Below are 24,140 nucleotides of genomic sequence, written 5' to 3' on the forward strand. Positions count from 1 at the left end.
TTATCGTTCTGGAGTTTTCATCATGCCTCTCGTATCCATGCGTCAATTGCTGGACCACGCTGCCGAAAACGGCTACGGTCTGCCAGCATTCAACGTCAATAACCTGGAGCAGGTCACCGCCATCATGGAAGCGGCCAATGAAGTCGGCGCGCCCGTGATCATGCAAGCCTCCGCCGGCGCCCGCAAGTATGCTGGCGAAGCCTTCCTGCGCCACCTGATCTCGGCGGCCGTGGAAGCCTATCCGCACATCCCCGTGGTGATGCACCAGGATCACGGCCAGTCGCCGGCGGTCTGCATGGCGGCCATCAAGTCCGGTTTCTCGTCTGTGATGATGGATGGCTCGTTGGAAGCCGACGGCAAGACCGTGGCCAGCTACGAGTACAACGTCGAAGTCTCGCGCAAGGTGGTGGAGTTCTCGCACGCCATCGGCGTCACCGTCGAAGCCGAACTGGGCGTGCTGGGTTCGCTGGAAACCATGAAGGGCGACAAGGAAGACGGCCACGGCGCTGACGGCACCATGACCCGCGAACAGCTGCTGACCGACGTGAACCAGGCCGCCGACTTCGTCAAGGCCACCCAGTGCGACGCGCTGGCCATTGCCATCGGTACTTCGCACGGCGCCTACAAGTTCTCGCGCAAGCCCACCGGCGACATCCTGGCCATTGACCGCATCAAGGAAATCCACGCCCGCATCCCCAACACTCACCTGGTGATGCACGGTTCGTCTTCGGTGCCGCAGGAACTGCTGGCCGAGATCCGCGAATTCGGCGGCGACATGAAGGAAACCTATGGCGTGCCGGTCGAGGAAATCCAGGAAGGCATCAAGCACGGCGTGCGCAAGATCAACATCGATACCGACATCCGCCTGGCCATGACTGGTGCGATCCGTCGCTATCTGTTCGAGAACCCGTCCAAGTTCGACCCGCGCGATTACCTCAAGCCAGCCCGCGAAGCGGCCAAGCTGGTCTGCAAGGCGCGCTTCCTGTCCTTCGGTTGCGAAGGCCAGGCTGGCAAGATCAAGCCGATCTCGCTGGAAAAGATCGCCGAGAAGTACAAGAGCGGTGAACTGGCGCAGATCGTCCAGTAAGCGCTTAGCACTCAATCAAGCGCCTGCACTAACCGACCGGAATCGCCCTGAAAATGGCGGTTCCGGTTTTTGACTTTACGAGAAGACCACCATGAGCAGTCTCTACAAATCCTCGATCACTTCCCTGCCGCTGCTGGGCACAGGCAAGGTCCGCGAAAACTATGCCGTCGGCGACGACAAGCTGTTGATCGTGACCACCGACCGCCTGTCGGCCTTCGACGTCATCATGAATGAACCGATCCCCGGCAAGGGCAAGGTGCTCAACCAGATGAGCGATTTCTGGTTCGACAAGCTGGGCCACATCGTGCCCAACCACCTGACCGGCGTCGATCCCGAGTCCGTGGTGAGCCCGGCCGAAGTGGAGCAGGTGCGCGGACGCGCCGTGGTGGCCAAGCGCTTGAAGCCCATCCTGGTGGAAGCTGTGGTGCGCGGCTACATCATCGGTTCGGGCTGGAAGGATTACCAGGCCACCGGCGCGATCTGCGGCATCCGGCTACCGGCCGGCCTGCAACAGGCTTCCAAGCTGGAACAGCCGATCTTCACCCCGGCCGCCAAGGCCGACCTGGGCGAACACGACGAAAACATCAGCTTCGAAGAAACCGAGAAGCGCATCGGCACCGAACTGGCCCACAAGATCCGCGACGTCGCCATCCAGCTCTACAAGGAAGCGGCTGACTATGCGGCGACCCGCGGCATCATCATCGCCGACACCAAGTTCGAGTTCGGCCTGGACGACAACGGCGTGCTGCACCTGATGGATGAAGTGCTGACCGCCGACTCCTCGCGCTTCTGGCCTGCCGACAGCTACCAGGTCGGTATCTCGCCGCCGTCCTTCGACAAGCAGTTCGTGCGCGACTACCTGGAAACCGTCGAGGGCTGGCAGAAGACCCCGCCGGCGCCGCCGCTGCCGGCTGACGTCATCGAAAAGACCGGCGCCAAGTACCGCGAAGCGCTGGAGCGTCTGACCGGCAACAAGCTGAAGGACTGAGATCATGAGCGATACCGTCAAGCCTTTGGTCGGCGTAGTCATGGGTTCGTCCTCGGACTGGGAAGTGATGCAGAATGCGGTCGCCATCCTCAAGGACTTCGGCGTGCCGTTCGAAGCGCAGGTGATCTCCGCGCACCGCATGCCGGACCAGATGTTCGCCTATGCCGAAAGCGCCCGCACGCGCGGCCTGCGCGCCATCATCGCCGGCGCCGGCGGTGCGGCGCACCTGCCGGGCATGATCGCCGCCAAGACCATTGTGCCGGTGCTGGGCGTGCCGGTGCCTTCCAAGTATCTGCGCGGTGAGGATTCGCTGTTGTCCATCGTGCAGATGCCCAAGGGCATTCCGGTGGCCACCTATGCCATCGGTGAAGCCGGCGCCGCCAATGCGGCGCTCTCCGCCATCGCCATGCTGGCCACCACTGACGCGGCCCTGGCTGAAAAGCTGGAAGCCTTCCGCAAGACCCAGACGCAAGTCGCCCTCGACATGAAGTTGCCTGTATGACCCAGCAGTCCGCCTCCACCCTTCGTCCCGCCGTTCCCTCGACCACTCCGGCCACCTGGCTGGGCGTGATGGGCGGCGGCCAGCTCGGCCGCATGTTCGCCCAGGCGGCGCAGAGCATGGGTTTCAAGGTCGCCGTGCTGGAAGCCGACGCCGATTGCCCGGCCGGGCAGGTGGCGGACCGTCTTATCAACGCGGCCTACGACGACGGCCCGGCGCTGGCTGAACTGGGCGCGCTGTGTGCAGCGATCACCACCGAGTTCGAGAATGTCTCGGCCAAGAGCCTGGCCACGCTGGCGGCGCAGACCTTCGTCGCCCCCGCCGCATCGGGTGTGTCGATTGCCCAGGACCGCACCGCCGAGAAGGCCTTCTTCACCGAATGCGGCTCGCAGTCCGGCGTGCTGCCGGCGCCGCACCTGGTCATCAACAGCGAGGCTGACATCGGGGGACTGGACGCGAACCTGCTGCCGGGCATCCTCAAGACCGCCCGCATGGGATACGACGGCAAGGGCCAGGTGCGCGTGCGCAGCATCGAGGAAGTGCGCGCCGCCTTCGCTTCGATGGGCGGCGTGACCTGTGTGCTGGAAAAGATGCTGCCGCTGGCCTATGAAGTCTCGGTGCTGGTGGCGCGTGGCCATGATGGCCAGGCCGTGGTCTATCCGATTGCCGAGAACGTGCATCGCGATGGCATCCTCTTCACCACCACCGTACCCGGTCCCAACATCAAGGCTGATGCTGCTGCGCGTGCACAGCAGGCCGCGTTGCAGATCATCGGCGCGCTGCAGTACGTGGGCGTGCTGTGCATCGAATTCTTCGTGCTGGAAGACGGTGCGCTGGTGGTCAATGAAATGGCCCCGCGCCCGCACAACAGCGGCCACTACACCATCGATGCCTGCGTCACCAGCCAGTTCGAACAACAGGCTCGCGCCATGGCGCGCCTGCCGCTGGGCGATACGCGCCAGCATTCGCCATCGGTGATGTTGAACATCCTGGGCGATGTCTGGTACGAGGGCGACACCGACGCCCAGCGCGAACCCGCCTGGGACCAGGTGCTGGCGCTGCCGGGCGCACACGTGCACTTGTATGGCAAGGCCGAGGCGCGCCGTGGCCGCAAGATGGGCCACGTCACCTTCACCGGCGCTACGCTGGCCGATGCGCAGCAGCAGCTGGCGGCGGCGTGCGCCATCCTTGGCATTGCCCTGTAAGAGGGCGGGCGATGAACGACAAGAGCGCCTCTTCTCCGGTCATTGACGCGGCGGCCGTCATGCATGCGGCGCGCACGCTGGAGCAGGGCGGGCTGGTGGCCTTCCCGACCGAGACCGTCTATGGCCTGGGCGGCGATGCCGAAAATCCGGCGGCGATTGCGGCCATCTATGCCGCCAAGGGCCGTCCGGCCAATCACCCGGTGATCGTGCACGTCTCCCCCGAGGCCGATATCGGCTACTGGGCGGCCTCGGTGCCGGTGGAGGCGCGTCGTCTGATCGCCTCGTTCTGGCCAGGGCCGCTCACACTCATCTTGAAGCGCGCCGCGCATATTCCCGACGCCGTGGCCGGTGGTCAGGATTCGGTGGGCGTGCGTTGTCCTGCGCATCCGGTGGCGCAGGCCTTGCTGCGCGAATTCCGCGGCGGCAAGGGCGGCATCGCAGGCCCGTCGGCCAACAAGTTCGGCCATGTCAGCCCGACCACGGCCGAGCACGTGCGCGAGGAATTCGGCAGCGACGCCGACAGTCTCGTGGATTATGTGCTCGACGGCGGACAGAGCGAGGTGGGCATCGAATCGACCATTGTCGATCTGTCCCGTATCGATACCCATGGTCCGGTGCTGCTGCGTCCCGGCCAGATCAGCGCCGAGCGCATCGAGGCCGTTCTCGGCGTGCCGCTGGCCACACCCGATGCGAGCGCGCCGCGCGCTTCGGGCACGCTCGATGCGCACTACGCGCCGCATACGCCAGTCGTCCAGGTCGCCCCGGATGAGCTGGCCACGGTGCTGGAGAAACTGGCGGCGCTGGGCAAGAAGATCGCCCTGATTGCCCGCCTGCAGCGCTCCGGCCTGGTCAGCGTGACCCGCACCATGCCCGACACAGCCGACGCCTATGCGCATGACCTCTATGCCGCCCTGCGCGACATGGATCACACTGGCGCCGACCTGATCGTGGTCGAAGCGCTGCCCATCAGCGGCCAATGGCAGGGCGTCAACGACCGCTTGCGGCGCGCTGCCTTTGACTCCCAAGGTTTGCTGGCACGCCTGCTCCAAGGCTGATTCAGGCGACTCTGTCCTCGCCCTCATCCCCCGCTGAACCGCACCCGTACTGACTCTTGGGTCAGTACGTGGTTGCCAAAAGCCTACATCGCTTCACAACTTCTATACAAATTGTGACAAAGCTGGCATAGTGTGCCTCAAGAATAGTACGCACGTTCTTTTTGGTGTGTGGGCGTAAATTCAGGTGATGCAAAGTTACTGATCATTACGCCGGACAAGACATAACGAAAAGCGGTCATCAGCCGTAGATAAGGTCCCGTCAGACGCGAGCTGCCGGGAACAAAAAAACCGGGCCACGCCCGCAACTCTTGGAGACAGCAATGCAAAAACAATTTTCTTTCTTGCCCAAAATCGCCGCGTTGTCCGTGATGGCCGCTTTTGCTGCGCCGGTCATGGCACAGAGCGCTGGTAGCAATGTCGTCAACGTCGGCTGGTTCCATCTGCAGCCGCAGGATTCGAGCAGCGGCCTGACCAAGCTCAATGGTCCGCAAGCCGGTTTCTTCCCCAACAGCACTTCTACGGTCAGCAATGCGGATACCCTGGGGATTGCCTTCACCCACTTCTTCACTGACAACTTCGCAGTGACCGCCGACCTGGGCATTCCTCCCGAGTTCAAGCTCAAGGGCACTGGCGACCTGCAAGCATTGGGTGAACTGGGCAAGGCCAAGCAGTGGAGCCCGGCCATCGTCGCCAAGTGGTACTTCGGCGGCGCCCAGGATGCCTTCCGCCCCTTCGTCGGCGCCGGTGTGACCTATGTGTGGTATTCGGACGTTTCGCTGTCGCAGGCCTTCCAGAACCGCGCGTCGCTCAACAGCGGCGGTACCGCCACGGCCAACCTGAGCTCCTCCTGGGCGCCGGTGCTGACCGGTGGCGCGACCTACGCCTTCAACGACCGCTGGTCGGCCAGCTTGTCGGTGTCCTACATTCCGCTCAAGACTGACGCCGATATCACTGCCAATCCGGCGGGTGCCTTTGCTGGCCTGGGTCCGCAGCGCTACAAGACCACCATCACTCTGGACCCCATCGTCACCTTCCTGTCGGTCGGCTACAAGTTCTGAGTCGTCCTTCCATCCCAACGAAAAAAGCGCCTTGCGAGGCGCTTTTTTCATGGGCGTAAGCGCCTATCTCAGAGATCGCCCGTCTTGATGAAACGCCCGCCATGGAAAACCAGCGCTGCCTGCGGATCGGCTTCGCAATGTTCGACCTCTCCCACGAAGATGACATGGTCGCCCTCGGGATACTGGCTGCGGTTATGGCATTCGAACCAGGCTGACGCGCCCTCCAGAATGGGCTGGCCGGTGCGGGAGAGAGTATAGGCGACGCCTTCGAAACGGTTCTCCATCTTGCTGGCGAACTGCTGCGCCAGATGGGCCTGGTCGGCGCTGAGGATGTTGATGACGTAGTGCGAATTGCCGGAGAAGACCGGCATGCTGTTGGCCTTGCTGCCCAGGCTCCAGAGCACCAGCGGCGGGTCCAGCGAGACCGAGTTGAAAGAGCTGGCGGTCAGGCCCAGCAAGGTGCCGTCGGCCAGGCGCGTGGTGATCACGGTCACGCCGGTGGCGAATTGGGACAGCGCCTGGCGGAAGTGCGCGGCGTCGAACTGACGCGCATCGGCGCGCGGAAAACGAGTGTGCATCAGGAATCGGATCGGGTTGGTGGACGCCTGCTGCGCGCCGGTGAAGGCAGCGCAGCGGCGCAGATGCGCACATGATAACGGATACTGACCGCGCCTGCCGTCCGGCTGGCCTGCGGGGCGCTAGCTTCTTTTGCGTGCCGCGCTGGCCTTGGAGGCGGCTGCCCGCAGGCCGGGCTGTGGGGCAGGGTGGATGAGCGGCCAGAGGGATTGGGCCTCCAGGGTGGAGCCGACCGAGGATAGATGATCGTAGTCGCGATAGAGCAATTGCCCGTCCTTCATGGCCCAGCATTGCTGGTGATCGCATAGCGGGGCCGCTGCATCGAACACTTGCACCTGCGGGAATTGCCTGAGCAAGGAGGCGACGGTATCCCGATAGTGCTGGGTATGCTGCGCAAAGACGGCCTGTGTGATGGCGCAGTTGGGCAGCGACGAAGTCTTGGGGCGAAGGGGCATGCTGATGTCCAGGCAGTATTTCGGATGGAAATCCAGGATGGGGATATCCATGACGAAAATCACCTTTTTGCCGGCCGCAGTAAGCGTAGCCAGCATGTCGCGCAGCGCGCCTTCGAAGACGGCGCTAGGCAGCTCGCGATCGTAGATGTCCAGACGCGCGGAGAGGATCACCGTCCGTACGCTGGGCTGCTTGGCTGCGCTGGCGATGTTGTCCTTGACGGGAGCACAGTCGTGGCGCTTGGCATCAGCGGAGACTCCCGAAAATCCAAGGCATGCCCCGACCGCGCGCATACCAATGATGTCGCCGCTGTGCTCGGCATAACTGGCCAGGCCATCGTAGAGATGCCAGGCGTGAGAATCGCCGATGACGGCAATGGTCGGTGCGCCGGGACGTGACTGCCGGCAGAATTCCAACCCTGCACCGCCATCGGCCGTGCAGGTGGCGTCGGTGGTGCCCACGAACAGCGGCTGTTCGGCATAGCGGGTAGCCAGGCGGAAGGACAGGCCATTGCGCTGGAAGTCGTTGTAGCCAGCCGTTGCAGTTACGCCCAGCAGCAGCGTCAGCAGGGCTGGCACCATCCAGGACTTGGGGCCGAAGCGCACCGGGCGTTCCAGCAGCCGGTAGGTCAGCCACGCCAGCAGCACGCTCAGGGCCACGGCCGCCAGGCGCAACTGTGCTCCCGGCCGGGTCGGGGTGAGGATGTGCATGAACGACAGGATGGGCCAATGCCACAGGTAGAGCGGATAGCTGATCAGACCGATCCACACCATCAACGGCCGGCTCAGGACGTGGCGGTTGACCCACGCCTGCAGTCCGCTGCTCACCAGCAGCACCGCGCCCGCCACCGGCAGCAGCGCCCATGCACCAGGGAAGTAGCGGTGCCGGTCGATCAGCACCAGGCCGCACAGCAGCAGCGCCAGGCCCAGGACGGAGCGCAGGTGGATGGAGGGCAGGTGGGGCAATCTGAACGATGCGGAGAAGGCCACGCCGTTGCGCATCACGCCGAACGCACACAAGGCCCCAGCCAGCAATTCCCACACCCGTGTGAACGGCAGGTAGAAGGTCTTGATCGGATCTTGCGTCACCCACCAGAGGTTCAGGCCGAAAGAGGCCAGCATCAGCAGCACCAGGCTATTGCGCAGCGGCATCCGGGCGCGCCAGAGCCCCCAGACCAGCAGTGGATAGACCAGGTAGAACTGTTCTTCCACCGACAGCGACCACAGGTGCAGCAGCGGCTTCATGTCGGACTCGACATCGAAGTAGCCCGATTCCTTCCAGAGCACGAAGTTCTGGATGAAGCCCGCGCCGGCGGCCATATGCTTGCCCAGTTGGCGGTACTCGTCAGGCAGCAGCGAGAACCAGCCCAGCACGAAGCAGGCGGCCAGCACCAGGATCAGCGCGGGAAAGATGCGCCGGATGCGGTGGACATAGAAGTCCGTGAAGGAGAAACGGCCCTGGTCCAGCTGGCGGAAGATGATCGATGAAATCAGGAAGCCCGAGATCACGAAAAAGATGTCCACCCCAATGAAACCGCCCGGCATGGCCTGCGGAAACGCATGGAAAACCACGACTGAAACAATGGCGATGGCCCTGAGCCCGTCGATATCCGGGCGATAGGAAAGCGGCTTCCCCTGCGCGCTTTCCGGCTTGCTGACTTGCATTGTTGTTCTTGCCCCGTGTAGTGATGCACGCATTCCCGCCATGCGCACCACGACAAGGATGGAAAGTGACGTACATTCCGGACCCCGCCGGAAAATTCATGTCTTGCGCGCCAGTCAACGACCCCTCGTTGTCTGCCGCGAGCAGATTTTACCGGCTATTGATGAGCTTATTAACCAGGATTTACGTTTTTGTGTCCTTTGCACCTCGTCTGGTCCACTGTTCTGCACGCTTGTTGTCGAACTGAAAAGTGTTCCGGCAGCCTTGCGCGGGGCTGCTCGTTTTCGGTTAGAGTTGCATCCGGAGCAAATGAATCGGGAGGACATGATGACCAAGGAAATCGCAGTACTGGGCGGCGGCTGCTTCTGGTGCCTGGAGGCGGTCTACCAGCAGGTGCGCGGGGTGGAGTCGGTGGAGTCCGGCTACACCGGCGGCAGCGTCGTCAATCCCAGCTATGAGCAGGTGTGTGGCGGCCAGACCGGACATGCAGAAGTGGTCAAGCTGGAGTTCGATCCACAGCAGATCAGCTACCGCGAGCTGCTGGAGATCTTCTTCACCATCCACGATCCCACCACCCTGAACCGCCAGGGCAATGATGTCGGGACCCAGTATCGCTCAGTCATCTACTACCAGGATGAAGCGCAGCATGACACGGCCCGCCATATCATTGCCGAAATGGCGCTGGTGTGGGATGCGCCCATCGTGACCGAATTGTCGCCGCCCCAGCCCTACTACCGGGCCGAGGATTATCACCAGAACTATTTCGTGCAGCACCCCTTCCAGGGATATTGCGCCTTCGTGGTTGCGCCCAAGGTGGCCAAGCTGCGCGAAGTCTTTGCCGAGAAGAGCAAGGCTGAGTAAGTCGGCCTTACTGGCTGATCGAGATGGTCGGCCATGCTTTGATCAGTCAATCCTCAGCCAAGCCGCTCAAGTCCAAAGGGCGCGGATGAGTCTGCGCCTGAACCGCTCGCCTCAACGTACCTTCTTTTCGGTATATCGCGTAGGATCGCATGACCAGAATTGGAGCAAATTCCAATCCTGCAACGGGGGAGTGGGAAACGATGACCGGCATGGCGAAATGAGGACTGCTTTTATCTTCTTGCGATAGGCGCCATTGCCCACCATTGTTCAAGCGCACGATTTCCCCTAGATGGCGCGCGAAAGTAATACTGAGTTTGGTGACGAATTCTTTATCTTGACTGCCTGCCATCAAATCAAATAGCCGCTCCAGATTCTCGAAGTCAGCTGGCGTTCCATCCAACGTAATAGCATGCTTCGCGGCTTCCTCTTCCAGCCATTCAAGCTGTTCATCCATATCCATCAAGAATGCGTCATATTTTGCATTCGCTTCATTTTGCTCAAGCTTCACCTGACTCTCCTTCTATGGAATCGCGGGACCGAACCAGCGGTCAGCACAGATAAATGGAGCCGCTAGTCTTCACCGTGGTCGCACTGAATTGTAATCTTGGCACCCTGCCTCGAGCAGATAACGAGCTTCATCCGAGGTCGAGAACCCATGGTCATTGAGGCATTCGTCCCTGAACCGGTTGTTGAGGTTCGCGAGGTGGGCATTCTGCGTTGGCTTGCGCGGCTGCGTAAATGCTGGTTTCGACGTAGCGACTTCGATGGTCACGCCTTGCTTGGTGAAGTCGTCGACGATATGGAGGCAGCGGATGCGAGGTCCGTCGGCCTGGCGATCATGAATGAAGTCCATTGATCAGGTGTCGTTGGCCTGTTCCGGCAGCAGCTGTGGCAAACGTTCGGTCATCCCGATGCGCCTACGAAGGTGCTTGCCGAGAAGAGCGAGGCGAATAAACCCTAGCTGCGCGTACAAAAAGTACAACGGGCCTGCCCTACGAATAGGGCAGGCCCGTTGCTTTATGGGGCTGGCGAATGCTTATTGTTGTGCGTAGATGTACTTGCGCGACCATGGCAACTGCTGCGCACTGCGGCCCGCCTTGGTGCAGACCACCTGGTACAGCGAGATCCAGTCGCGTTCGAAGCCGTAGGCGCTGCCGGCGAGATAGACGCGCCAGATGCGGTAGTGCTTCTCGTCGGTCACCCGATGGATGGCCTCGGTATTGGCTTCGAAATTGTCGGCCCAGATGCCGCAGGTGCGGGCGTAGTGGCGGCGCAGGTTTTCCACGTCGAAGGCTTCCAGCCCGCCTTCCTGCATGGTCTTGAGCACGGTGCTGATGTGCGGCAGCTCGCCGGCGGGGAAGACGTACTTGTCGATGAATTCACCCGCGCCATAGGGAGATTCGCCGTTCTCGATGTCAGTGCTGGTGATGCCGTGGTTCATCGCCATGCCGCCATCGGCCAGCAAATTCCTGATCTGGGCAAAATAGCTCGGCAGATTCTTGATGCCCACATGCTCGAACATGCCCACGCTGGTGATGCGGTCGAAGCTGCCGGTGACGTCGCGGTAATCCTGCAGGCGGATCTCGATGCGATCCGACAAGCCGGCCGCCTCCACGCGCTCGCGCGCCAGCGCGTACTGGTTGCGGGACAGGGTGACGCCCACGCAACGCGCACCATATTTCTGTGCGGCGCGCAGCACCAGCGCGCCCCAGCCGCAGCCGATGTCGAGCAGAGTCTGGCCGGGCCTGAGCTGGATCTTCTCCAGGATATGGTCGATCTTCTTGACCTGGGCCGTGGCGAGGTCTTCGTCGCCGTTCTCGAAGTAGGCGCAGGAATAGACCATGTGCTCGTCCAGGAAGAGCTTGTAGAAGTCGTTGGAGACGTCGTAGTGATACTGGATGGCTTCGGCGTCGCGCTTCCTGGTGTGGGTCACGCTGCGCACCATGCGCCCCAGCCGGCCTTGGGCCTTGAGGGTATTGGAGGCCAGGCCGTTGGCGACCTGGATGATGCTCTTGACCTTGCCTTCGACCTCGATCTTGCCTTCGACATAGGCTTCCCCGAGGTTGGCCAGCGAGGGGGTGAGCAGAGAGGTGATGGCTGATGCGTTGGGAACCTTGAGCGTGACCTCGGGCGTGCCGCTGCCGAAGTCGTACTGCTGTCCGTTCCACAGCACCAGCCGCAGGGGCAGGGCCGATACGTTACGAATGTTTTCTACCCAGGCGTCAAGCTTCTTTTCCCAAAACACGATGTTCCTCCGCGTCAGTGATGTGGATGCTCAACAGCCCTGCCAGGCAGGTGTGCTCGTCCTCAGGGCTGCAGGCGTTGCCGCTGCCATTGCCCGCTGGCATCACGTGTATAGAGCACGCGGTCATGCATGCGGGATGGGCGGCCTTGCCAGAATTCGATGCGTTCGGGGATGACCCGGTAGCCGCCCCAGTGTTCGGGACGGGAGGGATGTTCGCCGAATTGCTGCTTGGTTGTTTCGTATTGCTGTTCCAGCTTTTCGCGGCTTTCTACGGTGCGGCTTTGCTGCGAGGCAATCGCGCCGAGCTGGCTGGCCAGCGGGCGACTGTAGAAATAGGCGTCACTTTCTTCCTGGCTCACGCGCTCGATTTTTCCTTCGATGCGGACCTGGCGCTCTAGTTCTACCCAGTGGAACAACAAGGCGACGTAAGGATTTTCTGCTACATCGACGCCTTTGCGGCTGTCATAGTTGGTAAACCAGGTAAAGCCTTGCTGGTCGAACTGCTTGATCAGCACGATGCGCGACGACGGTCGTCCATCCTTGCCCACGGTGGCCACGCTCATGGCGTTGGGCTCGGGGATCTGGGCCCGGCTGGCCTCGTCGAACCAGATCGCAAACTGGTCGATGGGGTCGGCGGCGGTCTCGGTCTCGGACAGACTGGCGCGGCTGTAGTCTTTACGAAGGTCGGCTAAGGACATGCTACTTGCTCCTTGGGGAACGGCGCTAGATTAGCGCGTTTTAAAAAGTTTTGCAGGGCAGCAAAACGGCGAATGCGAGCCATTGTGCGGCCTGCGGCCCGATGGCTCCATGATCGCAAGCAAGCCGGGCAATAAAAAAGCCGATGCATTATCGCATCGGCTCTGCCTTGCTGCCGGGTGCGGTCAGGACATCGACCGCGCCGGAAAAGGATCCCCCGGATCAGTTGGTCTTGACTGCTTCGACCTGGATAGCCAGCTTGGTTTCCATCGAGAAGCCGTACTTGGCGCCGTAGTCGATGCCGAAGTCGGCACGGTTGAAGCTAGCCGAGGCATCGCCGCCGCAGACTTCACGCTTGAGCATGGGATGCTGGATGCAGTTGAACTTGTTCAGGGTCAGGGTCACCGGCTTGGTCACGCCATGCAGGGTCAGCTCGCCTTCGACGGTGGCCGGCTTGTCGCCGTTGAACTTGATGTTGCCCTTGTACTGCGCGGTCGGGTACTTGGCCACGTCGAACATGTCGGCGCTCTTGGCGTGCTCGTTCATCTTGGCGTGGCCGAAGTCGATCGAGGCGGTATCGATGGTGATGTCCACGGTGCCGGTCTTGGCGGCGCGATCCAGGGTCACGGTGCCGCTGGTCTTGTCGAACTTGCCGCGCCAGATCGACACGCCCATGTGGTCAGCTTCGAAGCTGGGATAGGTGTGGCTGGGATCGATGCTGTAGATGTCGGCGGCATTGGCGGACATGGCGGCGCCGGCGGCGACCAGGGCGAGCAGGAGGTGGTTCAGTTTCATGTGTTGTGTTTCCTTGATGTGTGAAAAATCGCAGAGGAAGCCCGCGGGCAGCGGGGCGTCATGGCGCGGAACTGCTGTTTTGATTTATCGCTTACTGTGCAACGATGTGGAACTTGATCGTGACTTCATCGGCCACCATGCCGGTGTCTTTCCATTCACCTTCGCCGATGTTGTAGGTCAGGCGCTTGATGGGCAGCACACCGTCGAAGACCTGGGCCGCCCCTTCCTTCTTCACGGTCAGGGGGAAGCTCACGTCGGTGGTCTTGCCCTTGATGGTCAGCTTGCCAGCGACATCGTACTTGCCCGCGCCGGCCGCCTTGATGCTGCTGGAGACGAAGCTGGCCTTGGGGAATTGGGCGGCGTTGAACCACTCCTTCTTCTGCACTTCCTTGTTGTAGTCGGGCTCGCCGAGGTCGAAGCTGGTCACGTCGATGTCGACGTTGGCCTTGCCCTCAGCCGGCTTGGCGGCGTCGAAGTCGATGGTGGCGGCGAACTTCTTGAACTTGGCGTCCACCGGTACGTTCAGTTGCTTGAAGGTGGCTACCACGTTGCTCTTGGCGGCATCCACCTTCAGCGGAGCAGCCTGGGCGGAGAGGGCGAAGGAAGCAGCGGCCAGCGCCAGCAGGGTCGGTTTGATGAAGCGGTTGAGAGTCATATCGGGTTCCGTTGAAAAAACGAGCGGGAGGAAAGAATCTGCGGACTGCCGTGGATGCCTACGGCAGGATGCGCTTGAAGATATTGTCGCGGTCGATGAATTGGTGCTTCAGCGCAGCCAGCACATGCAGGGCAAACGCGCCCAGCAGGATCATGTTGAGCCAGTAGTGGGTTTCCTTGAGCAGGGGCTTGAGCTCCGGATTGGGCGCCATGAACACCGGCAGCGGCAGCACGCCCAGGTAGACCACCGGGACACCTGCGGCCAGGCTGTAGAAATAACCGGAAACAGGAATGGCGAACATCAGCGCGTACAGGCCCAGGTGCAGCCCATGCGCGGCCGACTGTTGCCATTGCGGCATGTGCGCCGGATAAGCCGGCGCACGGTGCGTCAGACGCCACAGCAGACGTGCGCAGGCCAGGGCCAGCACGGTCACGCCCAGCCACTTGTGCCAGGAAAAATACTTCAGCTTGGTGGGCGTGAGGCCGGGAATGTCGACCATGGTCAGCCCCAGCCCGAAGGCGGAGATGATCAGCAGGGCGATCAGCCAGTGCAGCAGAATGGCGGGTTTGGTGTAGCGGTCCATAGGTGGTGACGAGTAGGTGGCGTTTGGAGCGGCTGGCTCGACAAATGGTTCTATCGGGCTGGCAAGCCGGACGGCATCAAGAGACGGGGCAGTTTTCTTGATGCGGGGCATCATGCCACTTTTTTGCAAATGTCGAGTATAAAGAGCTTTCCCAGCCCTTATTACTTGGGGAAACGGCATATCAGCCGTCCGCTTTTGCGAGTAATCGCCACTTTATTACGTTAACCGGTGCTGCAAATGAAAAATGGCGCACATTGCTGTGCGCCATTCTGCATTGCCGATTTCTGATGCCGGACGGGACCGGAAGCAGGAGCCGAACCGGCTTAGATCTGCTTGGCCAGTTCCACGGCGGTGCCGATGTAGTTGGCCGGCGTCATGGCCAGCAGGTGGTCCTTGGCCTCTTGCGGGATGGCCAGGCCATTGATGAAGTCGCGCAGGGCGTCCTTGGAGATGCCCTTGCCGCGGGTCAGTTCCTTGAGCTGCTCATACGGATTCTCGATGCCATAGCGGCGCATGACGGTCTGCACCGGCTCGGCCAGCACTTCCCAGGTGGCGTCGAGGTCGTCGGCCAGACGCTGGGGATTCACTTCCAGCTTGTTCAGGCCACGCAGGCAGCTGTCATAGGCCAGCAGGGTGTAGCCGAAGCCCACCCCGATGTTGCGCAGCACGGTGGAGTCGGTCAGGTCACGCTGCCAGCGCGAGACCGGCAGCTTTTCGGCGAGGTGCTTCAGCACGGCGTTGGCCATGCCCAGGTTGCCTTCGGAGTTTTCGAAATCGATCGGATTGACCTTGTGCGGCATGGTCGAGGAACCGATTTCGCCGGCCTTGGTGCGCTGCTTGAAGTAGCCCAGGGAGATGTAACCCCAGATGTCGCGGTTCAGGTCCAGCAGGATGGTGTTGGTGCGGGCCACGGCATCGAACAGTTCGGCCATGTAGTCGTGCGGCTCGATCTGGATGGTGTAGGGGTTGAAGGTCAGGCCCAGGCGCTGTTCCACGACTTCCTTGGAGAAGGCGGCCCAGTCGGTCTGCGGGTAGGCCGACAGGTGGGCGTTGTAGTTGCCCACGGCACCATTCATCTTGCCCAGGATCTCGACACTGGCGATGCGCTTGGCCGCGCGTTGCAGGCGCGCCACGACGTTGGCCACTTCCTTGCCCAGGGTGGTCGGGCTGGCCGGCTGGCCGTGGGTGCGCGAGAGCATCGGCACGGCAGCATGTTCGTGGGCCAGTTCGGTCAGCTTGGTGATCACGGCTTGCAGCGAAGGCAGCAGCACGGTGTCGCGCGCGGCTTTGAGCATCATGCCGTGCGAGGTGTTGTTGATGTCTTCGGAGGTGCAGGCGAAGTGGATGAATTCGGAGGCAGCCACCAGTTCGGGCACATCCTTCACTTTTTCCTTGAGCCAGTATTCGACTGCCTTCACGTCGTGGTTGGTGACGGCTTCGATTTCCTTGATGCGCGCGGCGTCGGCTTCGGTGAAGTCCGCAGCCAGCTTGTCCAGCAGGGCAAGGGCATTGGCCGAGAACGGCTTGATCTCGGCAAAGCCGGCTTCGGACAGGGCTTGCAGCCAGGCAATCTCGACCTTCACGCGATGGTGCATGAAGCCCGCTTCAGAGAGCAGCGGACGCAGTTTATCGGTCTTGGAGGCGTAGCGGCCGTCCAGCGGGGACAGGGCCGAGAGAGCAGAGAGGGACATGGTGGAAACGGATGAGGTGCGTTGACTGAAGATTGGCGGGTGTTTGGCAGCATTGGCTGCAGAACCGCAATCGCCCGGGCCGGCAATTCTACCATTGGGCGACGCCACGGCCCAGTTTTAGCGGGGTGTTGCTTTCCCGTTTCTACACGGGGCTTCCAGAATGAGGCAGAAAATGCGAATGTTATAATCCAGCCAGAACATTACTCGAAACGCTATGCTAAAACTCATCGGCTCCAATGCCAGTCCGTTCGTGCGCAAGGTGCGCGTCGTGATGGCCGAAAAAAAGATCGATTACGAATTCATCCTGGAAGATGTCTGGAGCGCGTCGACCACCATCCAGCAAAGCAATCCCCTTGGCAAGGTGCCTTGTCTGTTGATGGACGATGGTGGCGCGATGTTTGATTCCCGCGTGATCGTCGAGTACCTGGATACCCTCACGCCGGTAGGCAAGCTGCTGCCGCCCAATGGCCGCGAGCGCGCCGAGATCAAATGCTGGGAAGCGCTGGCCGACGGCATGCTGGACGCGGCCGTGCTGGTGCGTCTGGAAAAGACCTTGCGTCCAACCAAGCAGCAAAGCCCGGAATGGATCAAGCGCCAATGGAGCAAGGTCGAGGCTTCCTTGAAGGCGATGGCGGACGGCCTGGGCGAAAAGCCCTTCTGTGTCGGCAACCATTATTCGCTGGCCGATGTGGCGGTGTGCTGTGGGCTGGGCTGGCTGGCGTTCCGTTTTCCCGACCTGGCCTGGCGCGAGGACTATCCCATGCTGGCGCGCCTGTTCGACAAGGTGTCCGAGCGGGTTTCCTTCAAGGACACGGCGCCGCACATCTGAGCGGTCCTGGTCCCGGGCAAACAAAAAGCGCGCTTCTGAAGCGCGCTTTTTGTTTGCCTGTCGCCGCTTATTCGTCGGCCGGGGACATCTGGCTCTGCAGGTAATTCTGGATGCCGACCTTGTCGATCAGGTCCAGTTGGGTTTCCAGCCAGTCGATGTGTTCTTCGGTGTCGTCCAGGATCATCTGGAACAGCTCGCGGGAGACGTAGTCACCATGCTGTTCGCAGGTGGCGATGCCTTCCTTGACCGTCTTCTGGGCGGCTTGCTCCAGCTTCAGGTCGCATTGCAGCATCTCCTGGGTGTTCTCGCCGATCATCAGCTTGTGCAGGGCCTGCAGGTTGGGCAGGCCGTCGAGCATGAGGATGCGGTCGATCAACTTGTCGGCGTGCTTCATTTCGCCGATGGATTCGGCGTATTCCTTGGCGCCGATCTTGTCCAGGCCCCAATGCTTGTACATGCGTGCATGCAGGAAATACTGGTTGATGGCGGTGAGCTCATTGGTCAGTTGAGCGTTGAGCAATTTGATGACTGCGGGATCGCCTTTCATGGGACGCCTTTGTACGAGAAATGTGGATGAAAGAGACCGCTTTGCTGGGTGACGTAGAGCTGCCTGGCTGCGGACGGACGGGATCATAGCCCAGGAGTTTCAATTCATCATCAACAATTAGCGGGAATCATTCTTGCCTCTATTGCCGCTTGCCAAAAATATCAAAAAAAAACCCCCTTCGCCAAGCGAAAGAGGTTCTTATTGTAAAGCCTTGAGGGCAGGATGTTTGCTGCCGTTGGCATTGGCTACCCGCATCCTGTGCGGGCGGCCAAAAGGTTATTTTTTGTCAGGATCCGTCACGAAGCCGATCTTGGCCAATCCACCGGATTGCGCCGCCGACATCACCTGCGCCACCTTCTCGTACTGGGTGGTGCGTTCGGCGCGCAGATGCAGTTCGGGTTGCGGCTGCTTCTGGGCGGCGGCGGCGATGCGTACGCTCAATTCACCGCTGTCGATCTTTTCCTCATTCCAGAACACATTGCCACCGGCATCGATGGACAGGTTGATGCTTTCCGGCTTGACCTGGTCCGGCTGGCTGCTGGCCTTGGGCAGGTCGATCTTGACTGCATGGTTCATGACCGGAATGGTGATGATGAAGATGATCAGCAGCACCAGCATCACATCCACCAGCGGCGTGGTGTTGATCTCCGGGTTGAAATCGTCGTCCGAATCGGACAGGGAACCCATCGCCATCATGCCCTCCCGACGGCGGTCAGCTTGGCCTTGCCGCCATTGGGCTGGCCGTCTTCACCGGCAGTGCGGGCGCCGGTGACGAACAGGGCGTGCAGGTCGAAGCCGAACTTGTTGAGTTTGGCGATGGTGGTCTTGTTGCCGCGCACCAGGGCGTTGTAGCCGAAGGTGGCGGGGATGGCCACGGCCAGACCCAGCGCAGTCATGATCAGGGCTTCGCCCACGGGGCCGGCCACCTTGTCGATGCTGGCCTGGCCGGTGGTGCCGATGGACACCAGTGCATGGTAGATGCCCCAGACGGTGCCGAACAGGCCCACGAAGGGAGCGGTGGAGCCTACCGATGCCAGCACGGCCATGCCGGTCTGCAGCTTGCCGGAGGCCTCGTCGATGGCCTGGCGCAGCGACAGGGTGACCCAGTCGCTCACCGAGAGCTGGTCGTGCAGATGGCCCTTGTGGGCGGTGTGGTGGCTCATTGCAGTCACGCCGGCCTTGGCTACATCCGCGAAGGGATTGTCCTGGCCCAGGGTGGCTACACCTTCGGGCAGGCTGGTGGTGTCCCAGAACTGGTGGCCAGCGGCCGCCGAGGCCTTGCGGAAGCGCAGCAGCTGCAGCGCCTTGGTGATGATCACGTACCAGGATGCGATCGACATGGCCAGCAACAGGACGGCAACGCCCTTGGTGACGAAATCGCCTTGCGCCCAGAGGCTTTCCAGACCGTACGGACTAACTTCCATGATGTTTCCTTCTATTTCTGTCAATGATGGGGATGGTGATACGAAAGCGGCTGTCAGTTCAGGCGGAAGGCCAGGCTGCCTACGGTGCTGACGGTAATGGCCTTGCCATTCTCGATGTAGGGCTTGAAGACGGCGCGCATGATGGCGTTGCGGGCGGCGTCGTCCAGCCTCGAATAGCCCGAGGACTTGGTGATCTCGACCTTCTCGGCGCGGCCGCTGGTATTGACGGTCACGCGGAATTCCACCACGCCTTCCTCGCCCATGCGACGCGAGACGCTGGGATAGGTCGGGTTGGGGCGTTCGATGTATTCGATGCCGGAGGTGATCTGCTTGGGCAGTACCGGTCCGGGCGGCGCGGCGGGCGCCGGAGTCGGTTCGGCGGCGACCTGCGGTGCCGGGGCGGCAGGCTGCGGCGGCTGCGGGGGCGCCGTGATGGCCGTGGGGGCGGGCGTTTCGGTCACCGGGATGGGCTTGGGCGGCGTTACCGCCTTCTTGACGATCTTCACTTCCTTGGGCGGCGCCGGTTGGGCCTTGGGCGGGGCCGGCTCAGGCGCTTTCTCGGGGACGATGAAGGTGGCGATCACTTCCTTGGGCACGGCATTGACGGCCTGCTTGACCAGGCCGCTTTGCAGCGCCCAGAAGAAAGCGATATGCAACAGGATAATCAGGCCCAGCGGGCCAATCTTGCGTACCTGGCGCATCAGCGCGCTGGGTGGGGACATGCTCATGAGTAGAGGTGACGTGGCGTTCATTGATCTGGTTCAGGCGGCAGCCAGCGACGGGTGGAAAACCACCGGCCGCACACCCTGTTGTTGTGTTTGACGTGCACTGCTGAGGCACTCACGCAAGACGTTCTTGGCACAGGAATGGCATTTGCCGCAGCAAGTGCCAACGCCGAGCTGCTTGCGCAACTCGGCCATGGATGTCATGCCTGCATCGACCGCCTGATGGATCTTTCCCTCGGAGATGTTGTTACAAACACATACGATCATTGTACGCCTCGCTGCCTGCTTCAACAGGCCCTATGCGGATCTCGCTCCTGCAACCATGCGCGAGAAGAAATTGAATTTTTCCGGCGGCGGCATCGTCCGCTCCACTACGGTGGCCCACTGTTCCGACAGTTGCTGGCACGTCGCCCGCAAGACCGGCGCCAGGTTGGGCAATTCCGCCAAGGCCTTCAGGTGCCTCTCGATGACCGAGGCCAGTTTCACGCAGCTCTGCGTTTCCTGGCTGTTGTTGGCGGTGTAGTGCGACATCAGATGCAGTACGGCGGAAACCAGAAGTTCAGGTTGTGCCGGCGCGCCGTTGGGTTCCACGAATGCGGACGTCATGTTGTCGGTAACCATCAAACTCTCCTCACTAGGCTAGCTTGGCTGGCGACGCGTCTGACGATCAACGCTGGCTGGCCTGTTTATCCACCTGGTCTGATACCGGACGGCTCAGGCCGTCAGGATCAGCTTGTTCAACTGGGTCAGTCGCAACTTGTAGATGCGACCACCGTGATCGATCTCGAGTTCACGCATCTGACGGAACAGGTCCGTGCTCTTGATGCGGGTGATCGGCGTTCCGTTGGCGGTGGTGCCCGGCTTGTTGCGACGTTCCATGCTGTGGTCGTTCAGTTGGCTCATTACAATCACCTCCTATTAAATGCGAACAATTCTTATTTAGATTATTTGCCATTTGCGGCGGGATTGCAAGCCCTTTTATCGATGTGATTGATAATTTTTATCATTTGGCTGCGTCAGGGAAACAGTTCCAGCCTACAGTGGATGTCAATATTGCCAAAAAGAAAACGCCCTGTAGCGAAATCGCTGCAGGGCGTCCAATTCGATTGCTGATGGGAAACTTCAGTCCGGCAGGGCTCCGGTTTCGATGATGCCCCCGCCCAGGCAGACATCGCCGTCATACAGCACAGCCGATTGGCCCGGAGTGACCGCCCATTGCGGGGTGTCGAAGGCCAGCGAGAAGCTGGCGCCGGCATCGCTGAAGCCGCAGGGTACATCAGTCTGGCGATAGCGCGTCTTGGCCGACAATGCGGCCATTTGCGGCGCATGGCCTGCCACCCAACTGACCTGGCCGGCCGACAGGGTGGGCGAGAGCAGCCAGGGATGGTCATGGCCCTGCACGATGTAGAGGGTATTGTTTTCCACATCCTTGCGCGCCACGTACCAGGCATCGCCATGGCCATCGGCATTCTGGTGCGCCTTGAGGCCGCCGATGCCGATGCCCTTGCGCTGGCCCAGCGTGTAGAACGACAGGCCCACATGCTCCCCCACGGTCTGGCCGTCCGCGGTCTTGATCGGGCCGGGCTGGTAGGAGAGGTAGCGGTTCAGGAATTCGCGGAAGGGACGCTCGCCGATGAAGCAGATGCCGGTCGAGTCCTTCTTCTTGGCATTGGGCAACTGCAACTGCTCGGCGATCCTGCGCACCTCGGTCTTGTGGATCTCTCCCAAGGGGAAGACGGTGCGCGAGAGCTGTTCCTGGTTCAGGCGATGCAGGAAATAGCTCTGGTCCTTGCTGGCGTCGAGTGCCTTGAGCAGCTGGAAGTCGCCCTGTGGCCCCTGGCGCACGCGTGCATAGTGGCCGGTGGCGATCAGGTCGGCCCCCAGCTTCATGGCGTGATCGAGGAAGGCCTTGAACTTGATCTCGGCATTGCACAGCACGTCCGGGTTGGGCGTGCGGCCGGCCTGGTATTCACGCAGGAATTCGGCGAAGACGCGGTCCTTGTATTCAGAAGCGAAGTTCACTGCTTCGATATCCACGCCCACCACATCGGCCACGCTGACCGCGTCGATCCAGTCTTCACGGGTGGAGCAGTATTCCGAATCGTCGTCGTCTTCCCAGTTCTTCATGAACAGGCCGATGACCTCATACCCCTGTTCCTTCAGCAGCCACGCCGAGACCGACGAATCCACGCCGCCCGACATGCCGATGACCACTCTTTTCTTGCTCATGTTCTATCCGTTCCATGCGCGCAGCCGCGCTGCTACTTATTGATCCGCCACGGGCCCGATCGCGCTGGGATCGGTATGCACCAGTTCCAGCGGCGCCCGCTGGCCGGCCAGGTAGTCGTCCACGCAACGCAGCACCAGCGGGCTGCGGTGGCGTTCAGCACAAGCCGCCAGTTCCTCGCGCGTCATCCAGAGAACGCGCAGGATGCCCTCATCCAGCGCTCGTTCGAGCGGTTCGCCCACCGTGCCGGCGAAGGCGAAGCGCAGGTAGGTGACCGACAGGCCGCCGCGCGAGGACGACACGTTGCGTGAAAGATAAGTGCCGACCAGCGCCGTTGGCGTGAAGATGTGCGCCGATTCTTCCAGCGCCTCGCGCGCGGCCGCCTCGATCAGGGACTCGCCCGGTTCCAGATGGCCGGCCGGCTGGTTGATGCGCAATCCACCCGCGCTATGCTCTTCCACCATCAGGAAGCGGCCGCCGCGCTCGATGATGGCGGCCACGGTGACAGAGGGTTTCCAGACTTCAGACATTGATGACCTCGTGAATCCGGCATTTTACCCTGTCGCCGCCGACTCTTCAGCGCGAAGCCCCGCCGCGGGCCGATGGCGCCTTGTCTGCCGAAGCCGCAAATCTGTCGGCGGGCAAGATGAGTCGTGTAAGATCGCGGTAAGAATTCAACAACAAGGAGCTTCGCATGAGGATTGGGATTCCCGCCGAAAGCCGGGACGGAGAAACGCGGGTTGCGGCGACCCCGGAAACCGTCAAGAAGCTGGTTGCCGCAAAGCACGAAGTGATGGTCCAGTCGTCCGCGGGCCTGAAGTCCAGCATTCCCGACGAAGCCTTCGTCGCCGTCGGCGCCAGCATCGGCAGCGCCGACGCTGTCTTTACCGCGGAAATCCTCCTCAAGGTGCGCGCCCCTGACCAGGCCGAACGCGCCCGCATCAAGCCTGGCACCGTCGTCATCGGCATGCTCAACCCCTTCGACGCCGACAACATCGCCGCCATGGCCGCCGCCGGCCTCACTGCCTTCGCCCTGGAAGCCGCCCCCCGCACCACCCGGGCGCAGTCCATGGACGTGCTGTCCTCGCAGGCCAACATTGCCGGCTACAAGGCCGTGCTCATGGCCGCCAATACCTACCAGCGCTTCATGCCCATGCTCATGACCGCCGCTGGCACCGTCAAGGCCGCGCGCATGCTCATCATGGGCGCCGGCGTGGCCGGCCTGCAGGCCATCGCGACGGCCAAGCGGCTGGGGGCGGTGATCGAAGCCTCCGACGTGCGCCCTGCCGTGAAGGAACAGATCGAATCGCTGGGCGCCAAGTTCCTGGACGTTCCCTTCCTGACCGAGGAAGAAAAAGAGATTGCCCAGGGCGTGGGCGGCTATGCCCGCCCCATGCCGCCGGACTGGATGAAGCGCCAGGCCGAGCTGGTCCACGAACGCGCCAAACAGGCCGACATCATCATCACCACCGCCCTGATCCCCGGACGCAAGGCGCCGGTGCTGATCAGCGAAGACACGGTCAAGGCCATGAAGCCCGGTTCAGTGATCCTGGACATGGCGGTCGACCAGGGCGGCAACTGTCCCTTGTCGGAACCCGGCAAGACCGTCATCAAGCATGGTGTGCACATCATCGGCGAAGGCAACCTGGCGGCTCTGGTGGCGGCCGATGCCTCGGCGCTGTATGCCCGCAACGTGCTGGATTTCCTGAAACTGATCATCGATGCCGAAGGCAAGCTGGTCATCAACAGGGAAGACGATATCGTCGCGGCCACGCTGCTCTGCCAGGGCGGCGAGATCCTGCGCAAATGAATCTGCCGGCCCGGCAGAATACCCGGGCAACCAAGCCCATCATCCACGGAATCAAGAAGGAAGAAGTACATGCAACGCATCATGCTGCGCGCGAAGATCCATCGCGCCTCGGTCACCCAGTGCGACCTGAACTACGAAGGCTCCTGCGGAATCGACGAAGACCTGCTGGAAGCCGCCGACATCCGCGAGTTCGAGAAGATCGAACTCTACAACGTCAACAACGGCGAACGTTTTTCCACCTACGCCATCCGCGGCAAGCGCGGCAGCGGCGAGATATCGTTGAACGGCGCGGCAGCCCGCCTGGCGCACCTGGGCGACCTGCTCATCATCTGTACCTATGCGCCGATGAGCGATGAGGAAGTCGCCACCTACAAGCCCAAGGTGGTCTTCGTGGACGACAAGAACCGCATCACCAGCCTCAAAGCGATCTGACCCTCACCAAGAACCGTTCGGCCCGCTTGTAGTTTTA

General features: G+C 61.6%; 29 protein-coding genes. 10 read left to right on the top strand and 19 right to left on the bottom strand.

Annotated features, from left to right (window positions below; all coding sequences use genetic code 11):
• The first annotated feature begins 22 nt into the window (after nt 1-22).
• The 6 genes from fba (at nt 23) to BGK68_RS09530 (ending at nt 5,892) form a co-directional block, all read left to right on the top strand.
• Nucleotides 23-1,087 (top strand): class II fructose-bisphosphate aldolase, encoded by a 1,065-nt coding sequence (gene fba, locus BGK68_RS09505; RefSeq protein ID WP_013232709.1) that lies wholly within the window; start codon nt 23-25, stop codon nt 1,085-1,087.
• 91 nt (nt 1,088-1,178) lie between these two features.
• Nucleotides 1,179-2,075, top strand: coding sequence for a phosphoribosylaminoimidazolesuccinocarboxamide synthase (locus BGK68_RS09510; protein WP_075256898.1), 897 nt, complete (start codon nt 1,179-1,181; stop codon nt 2,073-2,075).
• A gap of 4 nt (nt 2,076-2,079) precedes the next feature.
• Complete coding sequence (purE, locus tag BGK68_RS09515) at nt 2,080-2,577, top strand: 5-(carboxyamino)imidazole ribonucleotide mutase (RefSeq protein WP_075256899.1); 498 nt, start codon at nt 2,080-2,082, stop codon at nt 2,575-2,577.
• Nucleotides 2,574-3,779 carry a 5-(carboxyamino)imidazole ribonucleotide synthase gene (locus BGK68_RS09520; RefSeq protein WP_075256900.1) on the top strand — a complete coding sequence of 402 codons (1,206 nt, stop codon included), beginning with the start codon at nt 2,574-2,576 and terminating at the stop codon, nt 3,777-3,779. The genes purE and BGK68_RS09520 overlap by 4 nt, the downstream gene beginning before the upstream one ends.
• 11 nt (nt 3,780-3,790) lie before the next feature.
• On the top strand, nt 3,791-4,834 hold the full coding sequence (locus BGK68_RS09525; RefSeq protein ID WP_075256901.1) for an L-threonylcarbamoyladenylate synthase: 1,044 nt from the start codon (nt 3,791-3,793) through the stop codon (nt 4,832-4,834).
• Between the two features lie 320 nt (nt 4,835-5,154).
• Nucleotides 5,155-5,892, top strand: a complete 738-nt coding sequence (locus BGK68_RS09530; protein ID WP_075256902.1) for an OmpW/AlkL family protein — start codon at nt 5,155-5,157, stop codon at nt 5,890-5,892.
• A 68-nt stretch (nt 5,893-5,960) separates the two neighbouring features.
• Here the strand turns inward: BGK68_RS09530 and BGK68_RS09535 are convergent, their stop codons facing one another.
• Nucleotides 5,961-6,470: a flavin reductase family protein gene (locus BGK68_RS09535; RefSeq protein WP_013232715.1), complete on the bottom strand. Its 510-nt coding sequence runs from the start codon at nt 6,468-6,470 to the stop codon at nt 5,961-5,963.
• Nucleotides 6,471-6,590: 120 nt separating this feature from the next.
• Nucleotides 6,591-8,585 carry an acyltransferase family protein gene (locus tag BGK68_RS09540; RefSeq protein WP_075256903.1) on the bottom strand — a complete coding sequence of 665 codons (1,995 nt, stop codon included), beginning with the start codon at nt 8,583-8,585 and terminating at the stop codon, nt 6,591-6,593.
• A 325-nt stretch (nt 8,586-8,910) separates the two neighbouring features.
• Between BGK68_RS09540 and msrA the strand changes: the two genes are divergently transcribed.
• On the top strand, nt 8,911-9,444 hold the full coding sequence (msrA, locus tag BGK68_RS09545) for a peptide-methionine (S)-S-oxide reductase MsrA (RefSeq protein WP_075259758.1): 534 nt from the start codon (nt 8,911-8,913) through the stop codon (nt 9,442-9,444).
• A 46-nt stretch (nt 9,445-9,490) separates the two neighbouring features.
• On the opposite strand, the gene BGK68_RS09550 is transcribed toward msrA, so the two are convergent.
• The 8 genes from BGK68_RS09550 to purB form a co-directional block, all read right to left on the bottom strand.
• Complete coding sequence (locus BGK68_RS09550) at nt 9,491-9,952, bottom strand: hypothetical protein (RefSeq protein ID WP_233149275.1); 462 nt, start codon at nt 9,950-9,952, stop codon at nt 9,491-9,493.
• A gap of 69 nt (nt 9,953-10,021) precedes the next feature.
• Complete coding sequence (locus BGK68_RS28665) at nt 10,022-10,297, bottom strand: integrase core domain-containing protein (RefSeq protein WP_075256904.1); 276 nt, start codon at nt 10,295-10,297, stop codon at nt 10,022-10,024.
• A gap of 183 nt (nt 10,298-10,480) precedes the next feature.
• Nucleotides 10,481-11,689, bottom strand: coding sequence for an SAM-dependent methyltransferase (locus BGK68_RS09560; RefSeq protein WP_075256905.1), 1,209 nt, complete (start codon nt 11,687-11,689; stop codon nt 10,481-10,483).
• A gap of 62 nt (nt 11,690-11,751) precedes the next feature.
• Nucleotides 11,752-12,387, bottom strand: coding sequence for a pyridoxamine 5'-phosphate oxidase (gene pdxH, locus BGK68_RS09565; RefSeq protein WP_075256906.1), 636 nt, complete (start codon nt 12,385-12,387; stop codon nt 11,752-11,754).
• A gap of 220 nt (nt 12,388-12,607) precedes the next feature.
• Nucleotides 12,608-13,180 carry a YceI family protein gene (locus tag BGK68_RS09570; RefSeq protein ID WP_075256907.1) on the bottom strand — a complete coding sequence of 191 codons (573 nt, stop codon included), beginning with the start codon at nt 13,178-13,180 and terminating at the stop codon, nt 12,608-12,610.
• Nucleotides 13,181-13,271: 91 nt separating this feature from the next.
• Complete coding sequence (locus tag BGK68_RS09575; RefSeq protein WP_075256908.1) at nt 13,272-13,835, bottom strand: YceI family protein; 564 nt, start codon at nt 13,833-13,835, stop codon at nt 13,272-13,274.
• 58 nt (nt 13,836-13,893) lie between these two features.
• A complete protein-coding gene (locus tag BGK68_RS09580; protein WP_075256909.1) occupies nt 13,894-14,418 on the bottom strand; it encodes a cytochrome b in 525 nt (174 codons plus the stop codon).
• Between the two features lie 323 nt (nt 14,419-14,741).
• Complete coding sequence (purB, locus tag BGK68_RS09585; RefSeq protein WP_075256910.1) at nt 14,742-16,109, bottom strand: adenylosuccinate lyase; 1,368 nt, start codon at nt 16,107-16,109, stop codon at nt 14,742-14,744.
• A gap of 214 nt (nt 16,110-16,323) precedes the next feature.
• On the opposite strand from purB, the gene BGK68_RS09590 reads away from it, so the two are divergent.
• Nucleotides 16,324-16,938, top strand: coding sequence for a glutathione S-transferase family protein (locus tag BGK68_RS09590; protein WP_075256911.1), 615 nt, complete (start codon nt 16,324-16,326; stop codon nt 16,936-16,938).
• 67 nt (nt 16,939-17,005) lie between these two features.
• Here BGK68_RS09590 and bfr read toward each other — a convergent pair whose 3' ends face one another.
• The 9 genes from bfr to BGK68_RS09635 form a co-directional block, all read right to left on the bottom strand.
• Nucleotides 17,006-17,485: a bacterioferritin gene (gene bfr / locus BGK68_RS09595; RefSeq protein WP_075256912.1), complete on the bottom strand. Its 480-nt coding sequence runs from the start codon at nt 17,483-17,485 to the stop codon at nt 17,006-17,008.
• A gap of 276 nt (nt 17,486-17,761) precedes the next feature.
• Complete coding sequence (locus tag BGK68_RS09600) at nt 17,762-18,178, bottom strand: ExbD/TolR family protein (protein WP_075256913.1); 417 nt, start codon at nt 18,176-18,178, stop codon at nt 17,762-17,764.
• Nucleotides 18,178-18,909, bottom strand: coding sequence for a MotA/TolQ/ExbB proton channel family protein (locus tag BGK68_RS09605; protein WP_075256914.1), 732 nt, complete (start codon nt 18,907-18,909; stop codon nt 18,178-18,180). Before BGK68_RS09605 ends, BGK68_RS09600 begins: the two co-directional genes overlap by 1 nt.
• Before the next feature lie 53 nt (nt 18,910-18,962).
• Nucleotides 18,963-19,661: an energy transducer TonB gene (locus tag BGK68_RS09610; protein ID WP_075256915.1), complete on the bottom strand. Its 699-nt coding sequence runs from the start codon at nt 19,659-19,661 to the stop codon at nt 18,963-18,965.
• 9 nt (nt 19,662-19,670) lie between these two features.
• Nucleotides 19,671-19,901: a (2Fe-2S)-binding protein gene (locus BGK68_RS09615; protein WP_075256916.1), complete on the bottom strand. Its 231-nt coding sequence runs from the start codon at nt 19,899-19,901 to the stop codon at nt 19,671-19,673.
• Between the two features lie 30 nt (nt 19,902-19,931).
• Nucleotides 19,932-20,255: a hypothetical protein gene (locus BGK68_RS09620; RefSeq protein WP_013232730.1), complete on the bottom strand. Its 324-nt coding sequence runs from the start codon at nt 20,253-20,255 to the stop codon at nt 19,932-19,934.
• A 93-nt stretch (nt 20,256-20,348) separates the two neighbouring features.
• Complete coding sequence (gene hemP / locus BGK68_RS09625; RefSeq protein ID WP_041310121.1) at nt 20,349-20,537, bottom strand: hemin uptake protein HemP; 189 nt, start codon at nt 20,535-20,537, stop codon at nt 20,349-20,351.
• A 219-nt stretch (nt 20,538-20,756) separates the two neighbouring features.
• Nucleotides 20,757-21,863, bottom strand: a complete 1,107-nt coding sequence (mnmA, locus tag BGK68_RS09630) for a tRNA 2-thiouridine(34) synthase MnmA (protein ID WP_075256917.1) — start codon at nt 21,861-21,863, stop codon at nt 20,757-20,759.
• Between the two features lie 36 nt (nt 21,864-21,899).
• Nucleotides 21,900-22,391: an NUDIX hydrolase gene (locus BGK68_RS09635; RefSeq protein ID WP_075256918.1), complete on the bottom strand. Its 492-nt coding sequence runs from the start codon at nt 22,389-22,391 to the stop codon at nt 21,900-21,902.
• A 164-nt stretch (nt 22,392-22,555) separates the two neighbouring features.
• Between BGK68_RS09635 and BGK68_RS09640 the strand changes: the two genes are divergently transcribed.
• The gene (locus tag BGK68_RS09640) at nt 22,556-23,671 is read left to right on the top strand and encodes a Re/Si-specific NAD(P)(+) transhydrogenase subunit alpha (protein WP_075256919.1); all 1,116 of its coding nucleotides are present in this window, start codon (nt 22,556-22,558) and stop codon (nt 23,669-23,671) included.
• A 69-nt stretch (nt 23,672-23,740) separates the two neighbouring features.
• The gene (panD, locus tag BGK68_RS09645) at nt 23,741-24,103 is read left to right on the top strand and encodes an aspartate 1-decarboxylase (RefSeq protein WP_006461708.1); all 363 of its coding nucleotides are present in this window, start codon (nt 23,741-23,743) and stop codon (nt 24,101-24,103) included.
• Nucleotides 24,104-24,140 lie beyond the last annotated feature (37 nt).

Source organism: Herbaspirillum camelliae (genome assembly GCF_001929405.1).
GTDB lineage: Bacteria > Pseudomonadota > Gammaproteobacteria > Burkholderiales > Burkholderiaceae_D > Herbaspirillum > Herbaspirillum seropedicae.

Excerpts from the sequence above, each read along its gene's own strand:
- BGK68_RS09620 (WP_013232730.1), bottom strand. The coding sequence starts at position 20,255 with ATGGTTACCGACAACATGACGTCCGCATTCGTGGAACCCAACGGCGCG.
- BGK68_RS09535 (WP_013232715.1), bottom strand. The coding sequence starts at position 6,470 with ATGCACACTCGTTTTCCGCGCGCCGATGCGCGTCAGTTCGACGCCGCG.
- BGK68_RS09600 (WP_075256913.1), bottom strand. The coding sequence starts at position 18,178 with ATGGCGATGGGTTCCCTGTCCGATTCGGACGACGATTTCAACCCGGAG.
- BGK68_RS09640 (WP_075256919.1), top strand. The coding sequence starts at position 22,556 with ATGAGGATTGGGATTCCCGCCGAAAGCCGGGACGGAGAAACGCGGGTT.
- BGK68_RS09570 (WP_075256907.1), bottom strand. The coding sequence starts at position 13,180 with ATGAAACTGAACCACCTCCTGCTCGCCCTGGTCGCCGCCGGCGCCGCC.
- BGK68_RS09635 (WP_075256918.1), bottom strand. The coding sequence starts at position 22,391 with ATGTCTGAAGTCTGGAAACCCTCTGTCACCGTGGCCGCCATCATCGAG.
- panD (WP_006461708.1), top strand. The coding sequence starts at position 23,741 with ATGCAACGCATCATGCTGCGCGCGAAGATCCATCGCGCCTCGGTCACC.
- BGK68_RS09510 (WP_075256898.1), top strand. The coding sequence starts at position 1,179 with ATGAGCAGTCTCTACAAATCCTCGATCACTTCCCTGCCGCTGCTGGGC.
- purB (WP_075256910.1), bottom strand. The coding sequence starts at position 16,109 with ATGTCCCTCTCTGCTCTCTCGGCCCTGTCCCCGCTGGACGGCCGCTAC.
- BGK68_RS09530 (WP_075256902.1), top strand. The coding sequence starts at position 5,155 with ATGCAAAAACAATTTTCTTTCTTGCCCAAAATCGCCGCGTTGTCCGTG.
- BGK68_RS09605 (WP_075256914.1), bottom strand. The coding sequence starts at position 18,909 with ATGGAAGTTAGTCCGTACGGTCTGGAAAGCCTCTGGGCGCAAGGCGAT.
- BGK68_RS28665 (WP_075256904.1), bottom strand. The coding sequence starts at position 10,297 with ATGGACTTCATTCATGATCGCCAGGCCGACGGACCTCGCATCCGCTGC.
- mnmA (WP_075256917.1), bottom strand. The coding sequence starts at position 21,863 with ATGAGCAAGAAAAGAGTGGTCATCGGCATGTCGGGCGGCGTGGATTCG.
- BGK68_RS09615 (WP_075256916.1), bottom strand. The coding sequence starts at position 19,901 with ATGATCGTATGTGTTTGTAACAACATCTCCGAGGGAAAGATCCATCAG.
- purE (WP_075256899.1), top strand. The coding sequence starts at position 2,080 with ATGAGCGATACCGTCAAGCCTTTGGTCGGCGTAGTCATGGGTTCGTCC.
- BGK68_RS09610 (WP_075256915.1), bottom strand. The coding sequence starts at position 19,661 with ATGAACGCCACGTCACCTCTACTCATGAGCATGTCCCCACCCAGCGCG.
- BGK68_RS09525 (WP_075256901.1), top strand. The coding sequence starts at position 3,791 with ATGAACGACAAGAGCGCCTCTTCTCCGGTCATTGACGCGGCGGCCGTC.
- hemP (WP_041310121.1), bottom strand. The coding sequence starts at position 20,537 with ATGAGCCAACTGAACGACCACAGCATGGAACGTCGCAACAAGCCGGGC.
- fba (WP_013232709.1), top strand. The coding sequence starts at position 23 with ATGCCTCTCGTATCCATGCGTCAATTGCTGGACCACGCTGCCGAAAAC.
- BGK68_RS09540 (WP_075256903.1), bottom strand. The coding sequence starts at position 8,585 with ATGCAAGTCAGCAAGCCGGAAAGCGCGCAGGGGAAGCCGCTTTCCTAT.
- pdxH (WP_075256906.1), bottom strand. The coding sequence starts at position 12,387 with ATGTCCTTAGCCGACCTTCGTAAAGACTACAGCCGCGCCAGTCTGTCC.
- bfr (WP_075256912.1), bottom strand. The coding sequence starts at position 17,485 with ATGAAAGGCGATCCCGCAGTCATCAAATTGCTCAACGCTCAACTGACC.
- msrA (WP_075259758.1), top strand. The coding sequence starts at position 8,911 with ATGACCAAGGAAATCGCAGTACTGGGCGGCGGCTGCTTCTGGTGCCTG.
- BGK68_RS09590 (WP_075256911.1), top strand. The coding sequence starts at position 16,324 with ATGCTAAAACTCATCGGCTCCAATGCCAGTCCGTTCGTGCGCAAGGTG.
- BGK68_RS09575 (WP_075256908.1), bottom strand. The coding sequence starts at position 13,835 with ATGACTCTCAACCGCTTCATCAAACCGACCCTGCTGGCGCTGGCCGCT.
- BGK68_RS09520 (WP_075256900.1), top strand. The coding sequence starts at position 2,574 with ATGACCCAGCAGTCCGCCTCCACCCTTCGTCCCGCCGTTCCCTCGACC.
- BGK68_RS09580 (WP_075256909.1), bottom strand. The coding sequence starts at position 14,418 with ATGGACCGCTACACCAAACCCGCCATTCTGCTGCACTGGCTGATCGCC.